This is a genomic window from Aquicoccus sp. (assembly GCF_041686535.1).
GTDB lineage: Bacteria > Pseudomonadota > Alphaproteobacteria > Rhodobacterales > Rhodobacteraceae > Aquicoccus.
In genome coordinates, this window is the sequence record NZ_JAWLDS010000037.1 from 1 (window position 1) to 18,911 (window position 18,911).

At 63.3% G+C, this 18,911-nt stretch carries 16 protein-coding genes; 10 read left to right on the forward strand and 6 right to left on the reverse strand.

Annotation, left to right across the window (positions count from 1 at the left end):
• A partial coding sequence (locus ACESL9_RS09595; protein WP_372674765.1) for a Hint domain-containing protein occupies positions 1-813 on the reverse strand: 813 nt, incomplete at its 3' end.
• A 98-nt stretch (positions 814-911) separates the two neighbouring features.
• A complete protein-coding gene (locus ACESL9_RS09600; RefSeq protein ID WP_372611471.1) occupies positions 912-2,525 on the reverse strand; it encodes a Hint domain-containing protein in 1,614 nt (537 codons plus the stop codon).
• Positions 2,526-2,825: 300 nt separating this feature from the next.
• On the opposite strand from ACESL9_RS09600, the gene dapE reads away from it, so the two are divergent.
• From dapE to ACESL9_RS09615, 3 genes are all read left to right on the forward strand, one after another.
• Positions 2,826-3,974, forward strand: a complete 1,149-nt coding sequence (gene dapE, locus ACESL9_RS09605; protein ID WP_372611469.1) for a succinyl-diaminopimelate desuccinylase — start codon at positions 2,826-2,828, stop codon at positions 3,972-3,974.
• Positions 3,975-4,184: 210 nt separating this feature from the next.
• Positions 4,185-5,291 (forward strand): chorismate synthase, encoded by a 1,107-nt coding sequence (gene aroC, locus ACESL9_RS09610; RefSeq protein ID WP_372611467.1) that lies wholly within the window; start codon positions 4,185-4,187, stop codon positions 5,289-5,291.
• Between the two features lie 258 nt (positions 5,292-5,549).
• On the forward strand, positions 5,550-6,494 hold the full coding sequence (locus tag ACESL9_RS09615) for an AEC family transporter (RefSeq protein WP_372611465.1): 945 nt from the start codon (positions 5,550-5,552) through the stop codon (positions 6,492-6,494).
• 114 nt (positions 6,495-6,608) lie between these two features.
• Here ACESL9_RS09615 and ACESL9_RS09620 read toward each other — a convergent pair whose 3' ends face one another.
• The 3 genes from ACESL9_RS09620 to ACESL9_RS09630 form a co-directional block, all read right to left on the reverse strand.
• Entirely contained in the window at positions 6,609-7,484 is an 876-nt protein-coding gene (locus ACESL9_RS09620) for a DMT family transporter (protein WP_372611463.1), read from the reverse strand.
• Positions 7,485-7,613: 129 nt separating this feature from the next.
• Entirely contained in the window at positions 7,614-7,901 is a 288-nt protein-coding gene (locus ACESL9_RS09625) for an HU family DNA-binding protein (protein ID WP_111362481.1), read from the reverse strand.
• 132 nt (positions 7,902-8,033) lie between these two features.
• Complete coding sequence (locus ACESL9_RS09630) at positions 8,034-9,512, reverse strand: AMP nucleosidase (protein ID WP_372611460.1); 1,479 nt, start codon at positions 9,510-9,512, stop codon at positions 8,034-8,036.
• A gap of 128 nt (positions 9,513-9,640) precedes the next feature.
• Here ACESL9_RS09630 and ACESL9_RS09635 point away from each other — a divergent pair, with 128 nt between their 5' ends.
• The gene (locus ACESL9_RS09635; protein ID WP_372611458.1) at positions 9,641-10,078 is read left to right on the forward strand and encodes a VOC family protein; all 438 of its coding nucleotides are present in this window, start codon (positions 9,641-9,643) and stop codon (positions 10,076-10,078) included.
• 27 nt (positions 10,079-10,105) lie between these two features.
• Complete coding sequence (locus ACESL9_RS09640) at positions 10,106-10,861, forward strand: class II aldolase and adducin N-terminal domain-containing protein (protein WP_372611456.1); 756 nt, start codon at positions 10,106-10,108, stop codon at positions 10,859-10,861.
• 4 nt (positions 10,862-10,865) lie between these two features.
• Here ACESL9_RS09640 and ACESL9_RS09645 read toward each other — a convergent pair whose 3' ends face one another.
• A complete protein-coding gene (locus ACESL9_RS09645; RefSeq protein ID WP_372611454.1) occupies positions 10,866-11,810 on the reverse strand; it encodes a GlxA family transcriptional regulator in 945 nt (314 codons plus the stop codon).
• Between the two features lie 76 nt (positions 11,811-11,886).
• Here ACESL9_RS09645 and ACESL9_RS09650 point away from each other — a divergent pair, with 76 nt between their 5' ends.
• The 5 genes from ACESL9_RS09650 (at position 11,887) to ACESL9_RS09670 (ending at position 18,908) form a co-directional block, all read left to right on the forward strand.
• Positions 11,887-13,050, forward strand: coding sequence for an acyl-CoA dehydrogenase family protein (locus tag ACESL9_RS09650; RefSeq protein ID WP_372611452.1), 1,164 nt, complete (start codon positions 11,887-11,889; stop codon positions 13,048-13,050).
• A gap of 14 nt (positions 13,051-13,064) precedes the next feature.
• Entirely contained in the window at positions 13,065-15,095 is a 2,031-nt protein-coding gene (locus tag ACESL9_RS09655) for an acetate--CoA ligase family protein (RefSeq protein ID WP_372611450.1), read from the forward strand.
• Positions 15,092-15,874: a carnitinyl-CoA dehydratase gene (locus ACESL9_RS09660; RefSeq protein ID WP_372611448.1), complete on the forward strand. Its 783-nt coding sequence runs from the start codon at positions 15,092-15,094 to the stop codon at positions 15,872-15,874. Before ACESL9_RS09655 ends, ACESL9_RS09660 begins: the two co-directional genes overlap by 4 nt.
• Positions 15,875-16,178: 304 nt before the next feature.
• The gene (locus ACESL9_RS09665) at positions 16,179-18,083 is read left to right on the forward strand and encodes a polysaccharide biosynthesis protein (protein WP_372611446.1); all 1,905 of its coding nucleotides are present in this window, start codon (positions 16,179-16,181) and stop codon (positions 18,081-18,083) included.
• A gap of 39 nt (positions 18,084-18,122) precedes the next feature.
• The gene (locus tag ACESL9_RS09670) at positions 18,123-18,908 is read left to right on the forward strand and encodes a MaoC family dehydratase N-terminal domain-containing protein (protein ID WP_372674766.1); all 786 of its coding nucleotides are present in this window, start codon (positions 18,123-18,125) and stop codon (positions 18,906-18,908) included.
• The last annotated feature ends 3 nt before the right edge of the window (positions 18,909-18,911 follow it).

Below are 18,911 nucleotides of genomic sequence, written 5' to 3' on the forward strand. Positions count from 1 at the left end.
GCTCTCGATCGGACAGCCGGCACCAATCATGGATTCGTGCCGCGGCAGGATCACCTGGCAATAGGTCACGGTTGGCGGCCCACTGAGACTGATTGCAGAAATCCCGTTGACCAGATGCCGCGCCGGTACCAAGACCGCCTCGCGGCCAAAGATATACTCGACCTCGGGCCCGCCCACAACCAACCGCTGATCCGGGGCCACCACGATGTCGTGGCGCAAGCCGAAATACGGTGCGCGCAGCCGCACGGGGCGGAACGATCCACGTGCCGGCACGGTGCGCCGCACCGCGTGCAGGACCGGCACGAGACCGGCCTCCAAGGTCTCGACCAGATCCCCGCGCCGCAGATCCCCTACCGATACATAGCGATCCGACCCGAGAACAGGCACATCACCACCAAGGCTCGGGGTCGGTCCGACGGGTTCAACCCGGTCGGAAACGGCAAAGAACTCGACATCCCGATCCATCAGACGACGCCCCGGCTCCCGCGTCATCGCCCGCACATCCGCGACTCGCATGGCGCGTGGCCGCTCCAGCATGAGTTTGACCATCTTGCCGTGTTCCGGCCGCTCGATCGCCAACCGTCCACTGCCCAGCATCAGATCCCAGCTATAGCTGATGCGCAGAAGGTCTGCGCGGTCCTGTGCATCGTGATCAAGCGTCGCGTGGAACGCCTCGCCATTCTCTGCCATGACCAGCACCACGCCCCCCCCCGGGATCGCCTGCACCGAAAGCTTGAAGTCTCCACAATGATAGCTTTCAAAGGCCAGAAGGGTTTGCGGCCTGCCATCTGGCGACAGACGAGTTTCGATCATCAATGTGCCGCGAGGCAATAGCCCATCCCGCCCGCTTCGTGGCGCGCGAAAATTCGTCGTTTCGCTGTCTGCGATCGCAAACCACCCCATGGACGGCCTCATGCGACCCGGCCGGATGCAGCACCCATTCGGGTGAGAAGCTCGGCCTCGAAACGGCGCAAGGCCGGGCGCGCACTGGGGCCGTATCCAGCTCCGGTCACAGGATCCATCTCGGGGAAAAGTGCATGAATCTCCGCGACCATTTCGGCTTCGAGGCTACGCGACGCTTGCGGGCCGGGATGAAAACTTTCGCTCGCGAGCCCGTCGGAATAAACCACCTGATGATCGTCAAACAGAAGATGCACATATTCGACCGAACCACCATAGACCGGGCGCACCGTTCGATCATTGACGAGATCACGCGCGGCAACGAGAACTTCGGCCTCGCCAAACAACAATTCGGAAACGCAATCACGCACAAGAATCCGATGCAGCGGCGACACCGCCACCGCACCATGCTGCCCGAACGTGTTGGGCGCGATATAGATCGGCGCGAACTTGCCTTTGGCCTCAACCCGGCGGCGCCCTATCCAGCGCAAGGGCTGCGGGCCGTAGTCTTGCGTCAACACCAGTTCACCAGGTTCCAGAAACTCGACTTGGCGTGGGCCATTGACGGTCTCGATGCGCGTGCCTGCCACGAAACAGGGCACGGATTCGACCAGAACGAACCCGGTGTCATCCTGCGTCCCATTGGTTGCCGTGTAGGTGAAATTAAAGTCTTCGTCGTCGCCATCTCCGACCAGCGTTATCGTTCCGTTCGCATGGAGTGTCACAGTCTGGCCCGTGTTGAGCGTGACCGTATCACCCGCTTCGACCGTATTCCCGTTGATATGTGTAATTGACAAGGTGCCGCCGGCGGCGTTCTCGTCATTGGCCAGAACGTCCAGTGTCTTGGTCTGATCTCCTGTCAGGTGAGCCATGTCATCATTGGCAATAAGGGCAGATTGCACCGAACCACCAGCAATCAACAGATTGGAATCATAAGATGAATCCCCAACATCCGCGATCCCGATCCGAATCGAGTTCACCTCGTCTGCCGTGACTGGCGTGGTCAGCGTCATAGTGACGGTGAACCCATCCATCTCGGTGTTGTGTTGGCTCTGGGTATTGTCGTTGTAGAGATTCTGGTTGATCCCGCCGACCAGGTTGCCCGGGTTGGCCGCCCCGACCGCAGTTTCTACAAGAACGCCATTCACCCAGACCCCGACGAAATCCTGAAACTGCGAATTGGAATATTCAGGAAACTCGTCCGAGGAAAAGACGAACTGCATCGTCATCGTGTCCCCGTCAGGAACGAAATCCACATCCAGCCACGACGCATCATAAGTTCGCGCGCCCGCGGCCTCGTTGAACCAACTGTTGTCGTTTGGACCGCTCGTGTCGGTCGAGGTGTTCGTGCTCTGGTTCGCTTCAGTGGGTCCTCCACCCTGCCACCACGGGCGTGTTCCCGCCGCATTGGTGAAATCCTCCGCCCGCCCCGTCGAGAGGATCACACCCTCATCCCCGGGCGTCACGTCGGGCGAGACCGTGTCACCTTCCGAATAGATACCCGACGACCGCCAGTCGCCAGTGTAAGAAGCATTCACGACCGTGGCACCGCTGCCAAAGATTTTCTGCGCCATCTGCATGGCGGATGCATTGGTGTTGATCGGAAGCTCGGACGCTGCAACCATGACCTGCTCAACTCGCTCATTCTGAGGCAGGCCATCCATTTCAGTCACGATACAGCGCGACCCCAACCAAGGGTCAGCACTGTTCATTCCTGCTCGGCGGGGCGTTTATGCCCTCTTGCCACAACCTGCCTCGGTTTATTGTTAAGTTCAGTATAACACGGAACAATTGGACCTGTTAAGCTCCTCATTTCGCAGAACTTCCACCATGTTCCACCCGGAGCGTCATTTCCGCCACATTTGCACACGGGAATGGTCCGGTTTAAGGCTTGCGCAAAAGTTCTCGAAAGTCAGGCTTGCCTCATGACCCAACAGCTCGATCCCATCCACCTGACCCAAAGCCTCATCCGCTGCAAATCCGTCACCCCCGAGGAGGGCGGTGCGCTCGTGCTCCTCGAGGCATTGCTGAGCAAGGCGGGTTTTGACTGCACCCGCGTGGATCGCGGCGGGGTGGCCAATCTCTTCGCCCGATGGGGTGCAAAAGGCCATGTCCGAACCTTCGGCTTCAACGGCCATACCGATGTCGTGCCACCGGGCGACGTGGCGGCATGGACCCACGCGCCTTTCTCGGGCGACCTGGAAAACGGTGTCCTCTGGGGGCGTGGCGCGACTGACATGAAATCGGGCGTCGCCGCCTTTGTTGCCGCCGCGGTGGATTTCGTCCGCACCACCCCGCCCGACGGCTCGGTTGTTCTGGCCATCACCGGCGATGAAGAGGGCGACGCGGTGGACGGCACCACCGCACTGCTCGACTGGATGGAAGAGACCGGCGAAGCGATGTCGGCCTGCCTTGTGGGGGAGCCAACTTGCCCTGAAAACATGGGCGATATGATCAAGATCGGGCGGCGGGGGTCGATGACGGGGTGGTTTCGGGTGACGGGGGTACAGGGGCATTCCGCCTATCCGCACCGGGCGAAGAACCCCCTGGCCGCGCTGGCGCGGCTCATTGACCGGCTGGCCAGCCATGAGCTGGACGAGGGCAGCGAACATTTCGAGGCCTCGACACTGGCGGTGGTGACGATGGACACGGGCAACCCCGCCACCAACGTGATCCCGGCCGAGTGCACCGCCGCCATCAACATCCGCTTCAACGACCTGCATTCGGGCGCATCCCTGTCGCGCTGGCTTGAGGAAGAGGCCGATCGCGCAGCGACCGAGTTCGGCGTAGGCATTGAATTGAAAGTAAAAATTTCGGGTGAGAGCTTCCTCACGCCGCCCGGGCCGCTCTCGGATCTGGTGACGCGGGCGGTGGAGGCGGAGACCGGGCGGACCCCGGTTCTTTCGACATCCGGAGGAACGTCGGATGCGCGGTTCGTCAAGGATCATTGTCCGGTGGTGGAGTTCGGGCTGGTCGGCAAGACCATGCACCAGGTCGATGAGCATGTGCCCACGGCACATATCGAGCAGCTCAAGGCGATCTATACACGGATTCTCACCGACTATTTCGCCTGAGCACAACTGTTCGCAAAACCGGCGTTCGCAGGGGTTAACGCGGGTTCACGTGCGTTTTTGCAGGGGGTGACATCCGGCTGCCACCCGGCTGCTGTCCGGCTGCCGCCCCATCCGCCACGCGCGCCCTCGCAAATCGGGTTAACGCGGCGCGCGCTCAAGGCTTGGCAGAGCGCGCCTGCAACGCTATGCCAGCGCGAAAGGAGCCCGCGCATGAGCCTCAACACATTCGGACACCTGTTTCGCGTCACCACATGGGGCGAAAGCCATGGCCCCGCCCTTGGTGCCACCGTCGATGGCTGCCCGCCGGGCGTGACGCTCGACGAGGCGATGCTCCAGCACTGGCTCGACAAGCGGCGGCCGGGCCAGAACAAAAACACCACGCAACGGCAGGAGCCGGACCGCGTGCGTATCCTGTCGGGCACTTACGAAGGGGTCACCACCGGCACGCCGATCCAGCTCATGATCGAGAATACCGACCAGCGGTCGAAGGATTACAGCGAGATCGCCCGGACCTTTCGCCCGGGTCATGCCGATATCACCTATCACATGAAATACGGGCGGCGTGATCCGCGCGGCGGGGGGCGATCCTCGGCCCGCGAAACGGCGGCGCGGGTGGCCGCAGGCGGGGTGGCGCGGGCCGCGCTGGCGCAGCTCGCACCGGAGTTCGAAATCAAGGGCTACATGACGCGCATGGGCGAGATGGCAATCGACCGCGACGCCTTCGACTGGGACGCGATCGAAACCAACCCGTTCTGGATTCCGCAAGGACCCGGGATTGCCGCCGAATGGGAAAGCTACCTGACCGCGATCCGCAAGGACCGCAACTCGGTCGGTGGGGAGATCGAGATCGTGGCCCGCCATGCGCCTGCCGGACTAGGCGCACCGGTTTATGGCAAGCTCGACACCGATCTCGCGGCGGCGATGATGTCGATCAACGCGGTGAAGGGGGTCGAGATCGGCGAGGGCATGGTCGCCGCACGGCTCAAGGGAACCGAGAATGCCGACGAGATATTCATGGGCAATGACGGGCGGCCCGTGTTCTCGTCGAACCATGCGGGCGGCATCCTGGGCGGGATTTCGACGGGTCAGGACATCGTGGTGCGCTTTGCGGTCAAGCCCACATCCTCGATCCTCACGCCGCGCCGGTCGATCCGCATCGACGGCAGCCCGACCGAGGTTGTCACCAAGGGCCGGCATGACCCTTGCGTCGGCATCCGAGCGGTGCCGGTGGGCGAGGCGATGATGGCCTGTGTCATCCTTGACCACATGCTGCTGCATCGCGGGCAGGTGGGCGAGATGGGGGGTCGGATCGGCTGAATGCTGACGATCAAGGCACATCACCTTTTTACGCTCAAGATCGGCTTTCACCAATGCCGGACGAGAGGGCAGCACAGGGCCGTGGTCGGGTGCTTCGAACATAAACCCAGGGCAGTTTATCTTTCAACGTCATCCCTTGCACAGCCCGGTGCGCACCCTATCGAAAGCACCCGGCCGTCAGGGCGGCCCGGTGCTGCCCAGGCGGCTTCGCCGATGTTCCGGGCGGGAACAAATTCGATCAAAGACGGCGCGCCATAAATGCTGGCGATCCTCGGTATCACCTTTCCGATCTATGTCATCATCGCGCTGGGCTATGTCTGTGTGCGCAAGGGCGTGTTTCGCCCCGAGCACATGCCGCAATTTGGCGGTTACGTGATGAACATCGCCCTGCCTGCGCTCTTGTTCAACGCGGTGGCCACGCGCAACGTGAGCGAAGTCTTCGACCTGACCTACATGGCGGTTTTCCTGGCCGGGGCGCTGGCGACCGTTGCGGTCGGGTTCGTCGTCTTTGGCGGATTGCGCCTGTCGCCCGGGCGCCGGGCGGTGGCGATCATGGGCACGAGTTGCCCGAATTCGGGGTTCATCGGCTATCCGGTGATGCTTCTGAGTTTTCCCGAGATCGCGGGGCAGATCCTTGCCCTCAACATGCTGGTGGAGAATTTCGTGATCATCCCGGTCTGTCTGGCGATCATGGAAGCATCGAAGGGCCGGGGCGAGGCTGACCTCAGGCACAAGCTGGGGCACATCCTGCTTGGCGTGATCCGGCGGCCGATGGTGATCGCGCTCGTGGCCGGGCTGTTGGTGTCGCTGAGCGGGCTGGGACTGCCGGGGCCGGTGCTGCGGGTGTTCGAGATGCTCGCGGCCTCGGCCTCGGCGCTGGCGCTTTTCGTGATCGGCGGGGCACTGGTGGGGGTGCCGTTTCGCGGCAACCGGGGCGTGGCCGTGATGATCGTGCTGGGCAAGCTGCTGGTGCATCCGGCGATGGTCGCGCTGGCCCTGCTGGCGGTGCCGTTGGTGGGGTTGGCGCCGCTTGCGCCAAATCTGGCTGCGGCGGTGGTGATCTCGGCGGCGATCCCGATGTTCTCGATCTATGCGCTCTTCGCGCAGGAGCTGGGGCATGAGGGCATGGCCTCGATCGCGCAGATCCTGGCCACGGGCGGGGCGTTCGTGACGCTGAACGTGCTGTTGTTCGTGCTGTTGTAGGGTGGGTGCGTCTACCATCCAAGGAGAGGTCATGCGCCCGGCATGGGGCGGGCGGGCGCATGCCCGGGCCGCAAGCGGCCGGGGCGACGGGAAATCAAGGACACCAGATACGCCCTAGCCGACCACCGGGCGCTGTTTCGACAATTGCACCGCGAGGATACCCGCCGCGACGGTGGCCACGCCGATCACGTCGAGCGTGCCCATCTTCTCACCCAGGAATACGGCGGCCACCGCGACACCGAAGAACGGGTTGAGAAAATGGAAGGTCGCGGCCTTGACCGCACCGATCTGGTTGACCAGCGTGAACCAGACCCACGTGGCCATCAGCCCCGGCACGATCGTTGTGTAGATGAAAGCAACGACAAGCTGCCAGGACCAGGTCACGGTCATGGTCTCGGTCAGGGCCGACACCACGGCAAGGCCGGCCGCGCCCACGAACATCTGAAGCCCCACGATCATCATCACATTGCCCCCGGAAGACGCCCCGCGCACCGAGAGCGTGGCCACCGCAAGGGCGATGGCCCCGATGATGCACAGGGTGACCCCGGTCCAGTCGAGCCCGCCATCGAGCCGCCCGCCCATGATCAGCCCGACCCCGACAAAGCCGATGACAAGGCCGAAGAACGCCATCGGGCTGAGCGCGTCGCCCAGGAACACCCGCCCCAGCAGTGCCACGATGAGCGGCATGGTGCTGGCGATGATCGAGGCAAGGCCCGCCTCGATCCATTGCATGGCAACGAAATTGAGGCCGAGATAGAGGGCGTTCTGGCAGATCCCGAAAATGATCGTGGCGCGCCATTGCGCCCGGGTGAGGCGCAGCGTCTGGCCAAGGGCAAGGGCGATCGCCACGCCGATCAGCCCCGATATGAAGAACCTGAGCGCGAGCGAGCCCATGGGCGGCGCATAGGCGACGATGACACGGGCCGAAGTGAAAGCCGAGGACCACATCAGGGCAAAGGCCAGGCCCATCAGGATTGCGCGCAGGTTCATGTGGTGTCTCGCCTCGTGTCGTGTCCGGTGTTCGTTGCGCAGTTAACTGCCGCGCGGCGGGAACGGCAAGGGCACGAAATGAAAAGGCCACCCGTACGGGTGGCCTCGGGAAGCGGAATCCGGACGGGCTCAGCCGTTCACGCTGTCCTTGAGCGCCTTGGCGATGGTCATCTTGACCACCTTGTCGGCGTCTTTCTTGATCTGTTCGCCGGTGGCGGGGTTGCGCACCATCCGCTCGGGGCGTTCGCGGCAGTAGATCTTGCCCACGCCCGGCAGGGTCACGGCGCCGCCACCCGAAACTTCGCGGGTGATGATCGAGACGATCGCATCGAGCGCGCCGCCTGCGGTTTTCTTGTCGCTGCCCATTTCGTCGGCCAGGGCGGCAACAAGCTGGGTCTTGGTCATCGGTTTTGCCATTTTGGGTCTCCTTGCATCTGCCCGATCACTTGGGCCTCATTGCCGTGATATAACGGAATATAGGTTAGGAACACAACGAATAGTGGCAAATGGCAAGCCAAAAACGTGCATTTTGTGCCATTTTACACCCGGTCAAAGGAATGCCGTTTCGTTGAAACTGCGCAATTTGCGGCTGTGGATACGTTCGAGCGGCATGTCGCGGAGGTATTCCATGGCGCGAATCCCGATCATCAGGTGACGTTCGACCTGCCCCTTGTAGAAATCGCTGGCCATGCCCGGCAGCTTCAACTCGCCATGAAGCGGCTTGTCCGAGACGCACAGGAGCGTGCCATAGGGCACCCGGAACCGGAAGCCGTTCGCGGCGATGGTCGCGCTTTCCATATCGAGCGCGATGGCGCGACTCTGGCTCAGACGTTGCACCGGGCCGTGGGTCTCGCGCAGTTCCCAGTTGCGGTTGTCGAAACTGGCCACGGTGCCGGTGCGCATGACCTTCTTGAGATCATAGCCGTCCAGCCGTGTTTCGCTGGCCACCGCCCGTTCCAGCGCGATCTGGATTTCGGCCAGCGGGGGAATCGGTACCCAGACCGGCAGGTCATCGTCGAGCACGCGATCCTCGCGCAGATAGGCGTGGGCCAGAACGAAATCGCCCAGGCTCTGGCTGTTGCGCAGACCCGCGCAATGGCCGACCATGATCCACGCATATGGACGCAGCACCGCGATGTGGTCGGTGGCGGTCTTGGCGTTCGACGGCCCCACCCCGATATTGACGAGAGTGATCCCCGACCCGTTCGCGCGTTTCAGGTGATAGGCCGGCATCTGCGGAAGTTTGGCGGGCCTTGGCAAGGGGGCGTCGGGGTCGCGGATCTCGGCATTGCCGGTAGCAACGAAACTCACATAGCCACTGGCGGGATCGGCCAATGCCTTTCTGGCGAATTCCTCGAACTCGTTCACGTAGAACTGGTAGTTGGTGAAGAGCACGAAATTCTGGAAATGCTCGGGGTCGGTGGCAGTATAATGCGACAGCCGCGCCAGCGAATAGTCGACCCGCTGCGCGGAGAAGGGGGCAAGCGGCCCCGCTCCGCCCGGGCCGGGATCGTGGGTGCCGTTGACGATGTCGTCATTGGTCGTGGCCAGATCCGGCACGTCGAAGAGATCACGCAGGGTGAAACCGGCCGCCCCCTGATGCGGCACAAGTATGTCGGGGTCGGACGACATGGCGAAATGCACGGGGATCGGGGTGTCGGATACCCCGATTTCCACCGGAACACCGTGGTTCTCGATCAGGAGGGCGATCTGCTGGCGCAGGTAGTTGCCGAAAAGATCGGGGCGCGTGATCGTGGCCGCATGGGTTCCGGGGTCGGAGACGTGGCCAAAGCTCAACCGGCTGTCGATCTCGGCGAAACTCGTCGTGACGAGCCGGATTTGCGGATAGAAGGCGCGCACATGGGCCGGTGGAAGATCACCCGCGATGGCCGCGAGAAACCGGGTCTTGAGGAATCCGATCGCGTCGTCATAGAGCGCGCAGAGGCGTTCGACCGCCTGCGCGGCATCCATGAACAGTTCCGGCGCGGGCGGCTCGGGCGAAAGAAACTCCGACTCGGGCTCGGTCATCAGGGACTCCGTTCTGGTGGCCATTTCAGCCCGGACGCGGCGATATGCAATCGGCGGATCACGGCACGTTGACATGCCCGTGCCCCGGGATCAAGTTGCACAAGGGCAAGGATCGCAGGTGCGGCGAAATGGATTACGAGACAGTGAGCCCGGAAGAGTTCGGTGCGTCCCTTCGCGGGATCGGGCTGAATATCCTCGTGCGCGATGTCGAGGCCACGGCAGCGACCCTCGTTGCGCTGTTCGATATGGGCGCGCATCGCCTGTCCGAAGATTTTGCCATCATGACCTATGGCGATCAGGTCTTTCAGCTGCATTCCGATACGACCTATGCGCGGAACCCGCTTCTGAACGTCCTGCCGGAGAACCCGCCCCGGGGCGGGGGTATCGAAATCCGGCTCTATGACAGCGACCCGGACGCGGCCACTGAACGGGCCGAGGCCGCCGGGCTGACGATCCTTCAGGCCCCGCGCGACAAACCGCACGGTCTGCGCGAAGCCTATATCCTTGACGGCGACGGCTATGCGTGGGTGCCATCGCGCCCGTTGCCGAGCCACGACATTTCCTGAATTCACCCCGATCCAAAGGAGACCCCGATGAGCGTGACAAATCTTCGCCCGAACATGGAGCACTGGCAGGAAAGGGTGGACCTTGCGGCGGCGTTTCGCTGGACCGCGCGGCTCAACCTGCATGAAGGTGTCGCCAACCATTTCAGCCTTGCCATCAACGATGACGGAACGCGGTTCCTGATGAATCCCAACCAGGTGCATTTTTCCCGCATCAAGGCCAGCGACCTGATCGAGGTGGACGCGAACGACCCCGAAACCCTCGAAGGTCCGGATGCGCCCGATCCGACGGCCTGGGGCCTGCATGGCGGGATTCACCGGCATTGCCGTCATGCGCGCTGTGCCATGCATGTGCATTCGATCCACGCGACGGTTCTGGCCAGCCTCGCGGATTCGAGCCTGCCGCCCATCGACCAGAACTGTGCGACCTTCTTCAACCGCTACGTGATCGACGACCATTATGGCGGGCTGGCCTTCGAGGAAGAGGGCGAACGCTGTGCCGACCTTTTGACGGACCCGGCGAAAAAGGTGCTGATCATGGGCAATCACGGCGTCATGGTCATCGGCGAGACGGTGGCCGAGACGTTCAACCGGCTCTATTATTTCGAGCGTGCGGCCGAGACCTATATCCGCGCGCTGCAAACCGGGCAGCCATTGCGGGTGCTGCCGGACGAGATTGCCGAGAAGACCGCGCGCGAGCTCGAAGCCTATCCAGAACAGGACGAACGGCATCTAAGCGAATTGAAGGCCATTCTGGACGAGGAAGGGTCGAACTACGCATCCTGAGCCGCTAACGGGGCTCGCCCCGCATCTGGCGCGGAGTCTGGCCGAATTCGGTGCGAAAGGCGCGGGTCATCGCGGCGGGGTCCTGATAGCCGCTGCGCAGGGCGATTTCAGCCACGGCAAGATCGGTTTCGAGGACGAGTTTGCGCGCCTTTAGGAGCCGCAGCCGCTTGTAGACGACCTGCGGCCCGGCGCCGAGCTCTTGCGACATGCGGGTTTCGAGCGACCGGCGGCTGCGACCAAGCTGGCGCGCGATCGCCGCGATGGTGAGCGGCGTTTCGAGGTTGGCCTGCATCAGCGCCACGGCGCGTGCCACCGTCCTGCCGCGCGGGCGGGGCAGGTCGCCGGGGGCGGCGGTGTCGGCATTCATGAACAGCGCCTCGAGCTCGATCCGCAGGGCATGGCCATGGCGCGCACCTATCAGCGCCGCCATCAGGTCGAACGCCGCCTGCGCGCCGGAACAGGTGAGCCTGCCGCGATCGGTGACATGACGTTGCCTTTGCGCCTCGACCTCGGGAAAGGCTTCCTCGAAGCGCGACATCTCTTCCCAGTGAATCGTGGCGCGATAACCGTCGAGCAGACCGGCGGCCGCCAGCAGCCAACTGCCCGTGTCGAAGCCCGCCAGCATGTCATAGCGCCCTGCCGCCGCGCGCAGCGCGCGCAAGGTGGGCGGCACGGCGTGTGCCGCGTAATGATAGGAGGGCATCGCGATCAGCATGTCACCGCGATGCCCCGCCAGTGCGCCATCGGCCTCGACCCTCATGCCGCTCGACGACGTGGCCGAGGCCCCGGTCACGGTCAGGAACCGCCAGCGATAGAGCCCGCGCCCGGCCAGCATGTTGGCCGCGCGCATCGGCTCGACCGTGTTGGCAAGGCAAAGGGCCGAGAAATGATCGAAAAGGACAATATCCACCTGCTGCATCGCGGCGTGCGGTTTCAACCATGTCTGCATGATCCGCTCCGATTCTGCATGAATTTGCCTCCGACCCGTCATAGCCTGCCGGAAGGCAACAAGGACAGGAAAAACCATGCGATTCGATCTGAGCGACGAGCAGCGAATGATTGTCGAAACCACGCGCGGTTTCGTCGAGAACGAGCTTTACCCGCATGAGGCCGAGGTGGAGCGCAGCGGCCATCTGCGCATGGAGTTGATCCGCGAGGTGCAGGCCAAGGCGATCGAAGCGGGGCTTTATGCCGCCAACATGCCCGAAGAGGTGGGGGGCGCGGGCCTCGATACGCTGAGCTGGCTGCTCTACGAGAAGGAACTGGGGCGGGCCAATTACGCGCTGCACTGGACCTGTGTGGCGCGGCCGTCGAACATCCTGCTGGCCGGCACGGAGGAACAGAAAGAGAAATACCTCTACCCCTGCATCCGCGGCGAGACCTGGGATTGCCTGGCCATGACCGAGCCGGGGGCGGGGTCGGACCTGCGCGGGATGAAGGCCACCGCGCGGCAGGACGGCGACGACTTCATCCTCGACGGGACCAAGCATTTCATCAGCCATGCCGATATCGCCGATTTCGCGATCGTGTTCATGGCCACGGGAGAAGAGGACACCCCGCGCGGACCCAAGAAGCTCATCACCGCCTTTTTCATCGACAAGGGCACGCCCGGGTTCGCCGTGCGCGAGGGCTATCGCAACGTGTCGCACCGGGGATACACCAATGCGATCCTCGAATTCGACAACTGCCGGCTGCCGAAATCGGCCGTGCTGGGCGAGGTGCACAAGGGCTTCCAGGTTGCCAATGACTGGCTGGGGGCGACGCGGCTCCAGGTGGCGGCGACCTGTCTTGGCCGGGCCGACCGGGCATTGCAACACGCGATTTCCTATGCCGCGGAACGCAAGCAGTTCGGCCAGCAGATCGGCAAGTTCCAGGGCGTGAGTTTCAAGCTGGCCGACATGGCGATGGAACTGAAGGCGGCGGAGCTTCTGACATGGGAAGCAGCGTGGAAATTCGACCAGGGCACGGTAACCGAGGCCGACATGTCGATGGCCAAGCTCAAGGCAACCGAGGTGTTGGCGATGATCGCGGACGAGGCGATCCAGATCCACGGTGGCATGGGATTGATGGAGGAATTGCCGTTGGAGCGGATCTGGCGGGATGCGCGGCTTGAGCGCATCTGGGAGGGCACGTCGGAGATTCAGCGCCACATCATCAGCCGCGAATTGCTGCGGCCCCTGGGCGGTTGAGGCGGACAAGCCCCATGGTGCGCGACCTTTCAAGACTTTTCCGGCCCCGCTCGATCGCCGTGATCGGCGGTGGTGCGTGGTGTGCTCAGGTGATCGAGCAATCGCGCAGGATGGGATTCGAAGGGGCGATCTGGCCGGTTCATCCCAAGGCGCGCGCGGTCGCGGGCCTGCCCGCCTTTGCGCGGCTCAAAGACCTGCCCAATGCGCCCGACGCGGCCTTTGTCGGTATCAACCGCGAAGCCACGGTCGAGGCGGTGGCGGCCCTGTCGCAGATGGGCGCGGGCGGGGCGGTCTGTTTTGCCTCGGGCTTTGCCGAGGCGCAGGCCGAAGACGACCGCTCGCAGGCGGTCCAGGAGAAGCTGATCGCCGCGGCGGGGGACATGCCGATCCTTGGGCCGAATTGCTATGGCTTCATCAATGCGCTTGACGGCGCACTGCTCTGGCCGGATCAGCATGGCGCTGGCCGGGTCGAGAGGGGGGTTGCGATCCTCACCCAAAGCTCGAACATCGCCATAAACCTGACGATGCAGCGCCGCGCCCTACCGATTGCCTATACGGTCACATGCGGGAACATGGCCCAGACCACGCAGGCCGAGATCGCGACAGGATTGCTCGACGATCCGCGCGTCACAGCCATCGGTTTGCATGTCGAGGGGTTTGCCGATTTGCGGGCCTGGGAAACCCTCGCCCGCAAGGCCCATGAAAAGGGCGTGCCGCTGGTCGCAATCAAGGTGGGCCGGTCGGACCAGGCACGTGCGGCCACTATTTCGCATACCGCATCGCTGGCCGGCGGGGATGCCGGGGCGCAGGCCCTGCTCGACCGCCTTGGCATCGCGCGTGTGGGTGACTTGCCGGGTTTTCTTGAAACGCTCAAGCTCCTGCACGTGACGGGGGCGCTGGAGGCCGACACGCTTGCCTCGGTCAGTTGTTCGGGGGGAGAGGCCAGCCTTGTGGCCGATACGGCACATGGACGCGCGGTGCGGTTTCCGCCGCTCGATCCCACCCAGCGCGAGACGCTACGCGATGTGCTGGGCCCACGGGTCGCGTTGGCCAACCCGCTCGATTATCACACCTATATCTGGCGCGACACCGAGGCGATGACGCGGGTGTTTTCGGCCATGACCGGGCCGGAGATCGCGTTGACGCTCTTGATCGTGGATTATCCGCATACCGATGCCGCGGATTGGGACTGTGCCACCCGCGCCGCGCTGGAAACACGGATGCGCACGGGTCGGAACGTGGCCGTCGTGTCCACCCTGCCCGAGTTGATGCCCGAGGATGTCGCCAAGCAGTTGATCGCGGGAGGCGTGGTGCCGTTGCAGGGCCTGCACGAGGCGATCGGCGCGGCGCAAGCGGCGGTGCGGCGGTCCCCGCCCTGCCCCGCGCCCGTGGCGCTCGGGCGATCCGGTGGCATGAACCGGGCGGCTGAAACCCTGACCGAGGCCGAGGCCAAACCGGCGCTGGCCCGACATGGGCTTGCCATTCCGCGCGGTGGCATTGCGCTTTCGGTCGCGGGATGCACGGCCGAGGCCGTGCGTCTCGATCCGCCGCTCGCGCTCAAGGGGGTCGGGGTTGCACATAAATCCGAGGCGGGGGCGGTGCGGTTGAACCTCGACGCGAGCGAGATCGAGGCGGCGGCTGCCGACATGCCATGCGACGCCTTCCTGATCGAGGAAATGGTGCAGGGAGCGGTGGCGGAGCTTCTGATCGGGGTCACGCGCGACCCGGCGCACGGGTTCGTCCTGACGCTCGCGGCGGGCGGGGTTCTGACCGAGCTTCTGGAGGACAGCGCCTGGCTCTTGCTGCCCGCCGCGCGAAGCGACATCGAACACGCGCTGCGCGGGCTGCGGGCATTTCCCCTGCTGGCCGGGTTTCGCGGCAAGGCCATCGCCGACCTTGGGGCGGTTCTGGACGCCATCGAAGCGGTTCAGGCCTATGCCCTTGCCAATCTCGATGACCTCGAAGAGGTTGAAGTGAATCCGCTCATCTGCACTGCGACCGGCGCCATTGCCGCCGACGCGCTGATCCGAAAGGCCCTAGAATGACAGACCCGATCAAGACCCACCGTGAAGATCACATCCTGATGGTGACGCTCGACCGGCCCAAGGCCAATGCCATCGACCTTGCCACATCGCGCCTCATGGGCGACGTGTTCGCCGGGTTCCGCGATGACCCGGAGTTGCGCGTGGCAATCATAACCGGGGCGGGCGACAAGTTCTTCTGCCCCGGTTGGGATCTGAAAGGCGCGGCGGACGGGGATGCCGTGGACGGGGATTACGGGGTCGGCGGCTTTGGCGGGTTGCAGGAATTGCGCGACCTGGGCAAGCCGGTGATCGCGGCGGTGAATGGTATCTGTTGCGGCGGGGGGCTGGAATGGGCGCTGTCGGCCGACATCATCCTTGCCGCCGATCATGCCAGCTTTGCCCTGCCCGAGATCCGGTCGGGAACGGTCGCGGATGCCGCCAGCATCAAGTTGCCCAAGCGCATCCCCTATCATATCGCGATGGAAATGCTGCTGACCGGGCGCTGGCTCGATGCCGAGGAGGCGCATCGCTGGGGCATGGTCAACCATGTCCACCCGGCCGATCAACTGAACGACAAGGCATGGGAAATGGCGCGCCTGCTGGCATCCGGGCCGCCGCTGGTCTACGCCGCGATCAAGCAGATCGTGCGGGACGCCGAGGATTCGAAGTTCCAGGACGCGATGAATCGCATCACCAAGCGGCAACTGGCGACGGTGGACAGGCTTTATTCCTCCGAAGACCAGATCGAGGGCGCGCGCGCCTTTGCCGAAAAGCGCGACCCGGTCTGGAAGGGGAAATGACCGGATTCTGAAGGCGCAGAACCGGCATGGCCGATGGCGACCCGACGCGCCGTGAATGTCGGGCTTTCGCACATGAAGGCGGCGCGGAACCGTCAGGCGGGCGTCTTTTCGCGCGATCTGAATACCTTACCTTGCCCATATCATGTGCAAACGCCTAAATTGGTCCCGGACAGAATAGCGAATCGTTATCGGATCAAAGGAATTGGGCTGACAATTCGGACAGGGTTCGGATTGTATCAGGATGGGGCGTCGTGATCCTTTCCAGGGTTTCGAGTTCGCCGCGCCTGAAGAACCGGGGGACAAGATGGCTTTCTATGACCTGGTCACGTCTTTGACACGCAAGCAAAAGCGCGTGATCTTCATGATTGTCGATGCGTTCCTGATCCCGATCGCGTTGGCCGCATCCGTGCTGTTGAATGCCGCGATAAAGGCCGACTGGCACCTTGCCACGACGATCTTGCCGCTTTCGCTGGTCCTGATCGTTTTTGCCGTGGCGCTCTCGCACTCACTCGGGCTCACCCGGATCAAGCTCAACGCCTTTGAAGTTCAAGGCATTGCAAGGACAGCGATCTATGCAACGGCCATCGGGGGCCTGGCGGCCATCCTGAACCCGCTTTTCGGGTATCCCGTGAACATGGAGACCATTCTGATTTTCACGATGGTCCTCATGATCGCAGGCGTTGCCACCCGGCTGCTCTTGCGCCAGATCCTCGTCCAGATCTACCGCAGGGGCAAGAACCGCGCGCGGGTGCTCCTTTACGGAGCCGGGCAGACAGGTCAGCAGCTTGCCGCAGCCCTCAGAACCGATGACAAGGTTGAACCGGTTGCTTTCGTCGATGACAACCCGACCTTGCAGAGCCTCGTGATTTCCGGCTTGCCGGTCTATGCGGCGACAAAGATTCCTGAACTTATCGCGGAACGCCGCATCGACAGGGTAGTCCTGGCGATGCCATCCGCCCCGCAGACGGAACAGGCGCGCATCTCGCATCGACTTCGTCTCATGGGATGTGAGGTTCACTCGCTACCCTCGTTCGCCGCGATGATCAACAGTGGCGACATCGGCGCGCGCGTGACACCGGTTTCGCTTGACGACCTGCTCGGACGCAATCGACTCGAAAAAGAATTGCCGACCGTATCGGACACCTATTCCGGCCGCAGCATCATGATCACGGGTGCGGGTGGCTCTATCGGATCGGAACTTTGCCGGCAGCTGATTGCCTGCAAACCCGCACGCCTCGTTCTCCTCGATCACTCGGAACTTGCGCTTTACAACGTCACGAAGGAACTGGACAACCTCGCCGGTGATCTTCCGATCACGGCCGTTCTGGGTTCGGTCTGCGATCGGTCGCTGGTGGACAAGACGCTCGCCGAGCACGAGGTCGAGGTCGTGCTGCACGCCGCCGCCTACAAGCACGTGACGATCGTGGAAGATAACGAGATCGCCGGGCTGGACAACAACGTGTTCGGAACCAAGATCATGGCGGATGCCGCGCGCGCGGCGCGGGTCGAGCATTTCATCCTGGTTTCGTCGGACAAGGCAGTGCGCCCGACAAACGTGATGGGCGCCTCGAAAAGACTGGCCGAACTGGTGGTGCAGGATCTTGCCACGCGATCCGACAAGACGCGGTTTTCCATGGTGCGTTTCGGCAATGTCCTGGGATCATCCGGTTCGGTCATCCCGCTTTTCGAGGAACAGATCGCCCGTGGCGGCCCCGTTACCCTGACCCATGGCGAGGTTACCCGCTATTTCATGACCATGTCCGAGGCTGCGCGTCTGGTGCTTCTGGCCGCTTCGTTCTCGCGCGGGGGGGATGTCTTTGTTCTCGACATGGGCGAACCGATCGCGATCCGGAAACTGGCGCGCCAGATGATCGAAGGATCGGGCCTGACGGTCAAGGACAAGGAAAACCCCGACGGTGACATCGAGATCATCGAGATCGGCTTGCGGCCGGGTGAAAAACTGCACGAGGAATTGCTGATTTCACCCGATATGCTGACCACGCCGCATCAGAAGATCATGCGCGCGCATGAAAGTTTCCTGAGCGAGCTTGAAATGGCCAATGCACTGAGGGATCTGCGCATGGCTATCGAAAGGCAGGATTGCGAGGCGGCGCGCGTAGTCATCGCAAAATGGGTGGAGCGTTTCGAGGAAACGAAGAAGGAGATCGAAACGCAGCCCCGCCAGGACCTGTTGCCGACACATCGGTGAGGCCTTATCCTGCACCCGATGCAGCCTGACACTCCCCACATGGATCGCCAAGGCGACGTCATCGACCCGGCCCGCGCCGCGGCGATGCTGGCGATTCTGGGGCGCGCGCAGGACATCGAGGCGGGCGCACAGATGCCACCCTTCTTTCACCAGCTCTATTTCTGGGACGCCCGGCCAACGCAAGAGCTGGGGCGTGACGGTCATCCGCGCACGGGCATCGGCCTCATTCCCGACATGGGCCTGCCGCGCCGGATGTGGGCCGGCGGGCGATTGCGGTTTCATGCGCCGCTTGTCTCAGGCGTGGCCGCCGAGAAAAGGAGCGCCGTGGAAACCACCTACCGCAAGAGCGGGCGGAGCGGTCCACTGGCCTTTGTCACGCTGCGCCACGAGATCTGGCAGGCCGGCGCGCTGTGCGTGACCGAATGGCAGGATCTGGTTTACCGGCAAGACCCGGAAAAGGGCCAGCCTCGCCCCGCGCTGCCCAATGCACCCATGGGGGAAGAGCAAGCAACGGATGTGACATTCGACACGACGATGCTGTTTCGCTATTCCGCGCTGACCTTCAACGGCCACCGCATCCATTACGACGAACGCTATGCCCGCGAGGTCGAGGGCTATGACGGGCTTGTCGTGCATGGCCCGCTTCTGGCGCAGCTTCTGATGCTGATGGCGCAGGACGCGCTTGGCCCGCTCAGGGGGTTCTCGTTCCGGGCCACCGCACCGCTTTTGCACCATGAAACCGCGACGCTCTGCCGGAAGGGCCATGCGCTTTGGGTGCGCGGGCCGGACGGGCGGCAATGCATGCAGGCCGAGGCCGAGGTCTGAGCC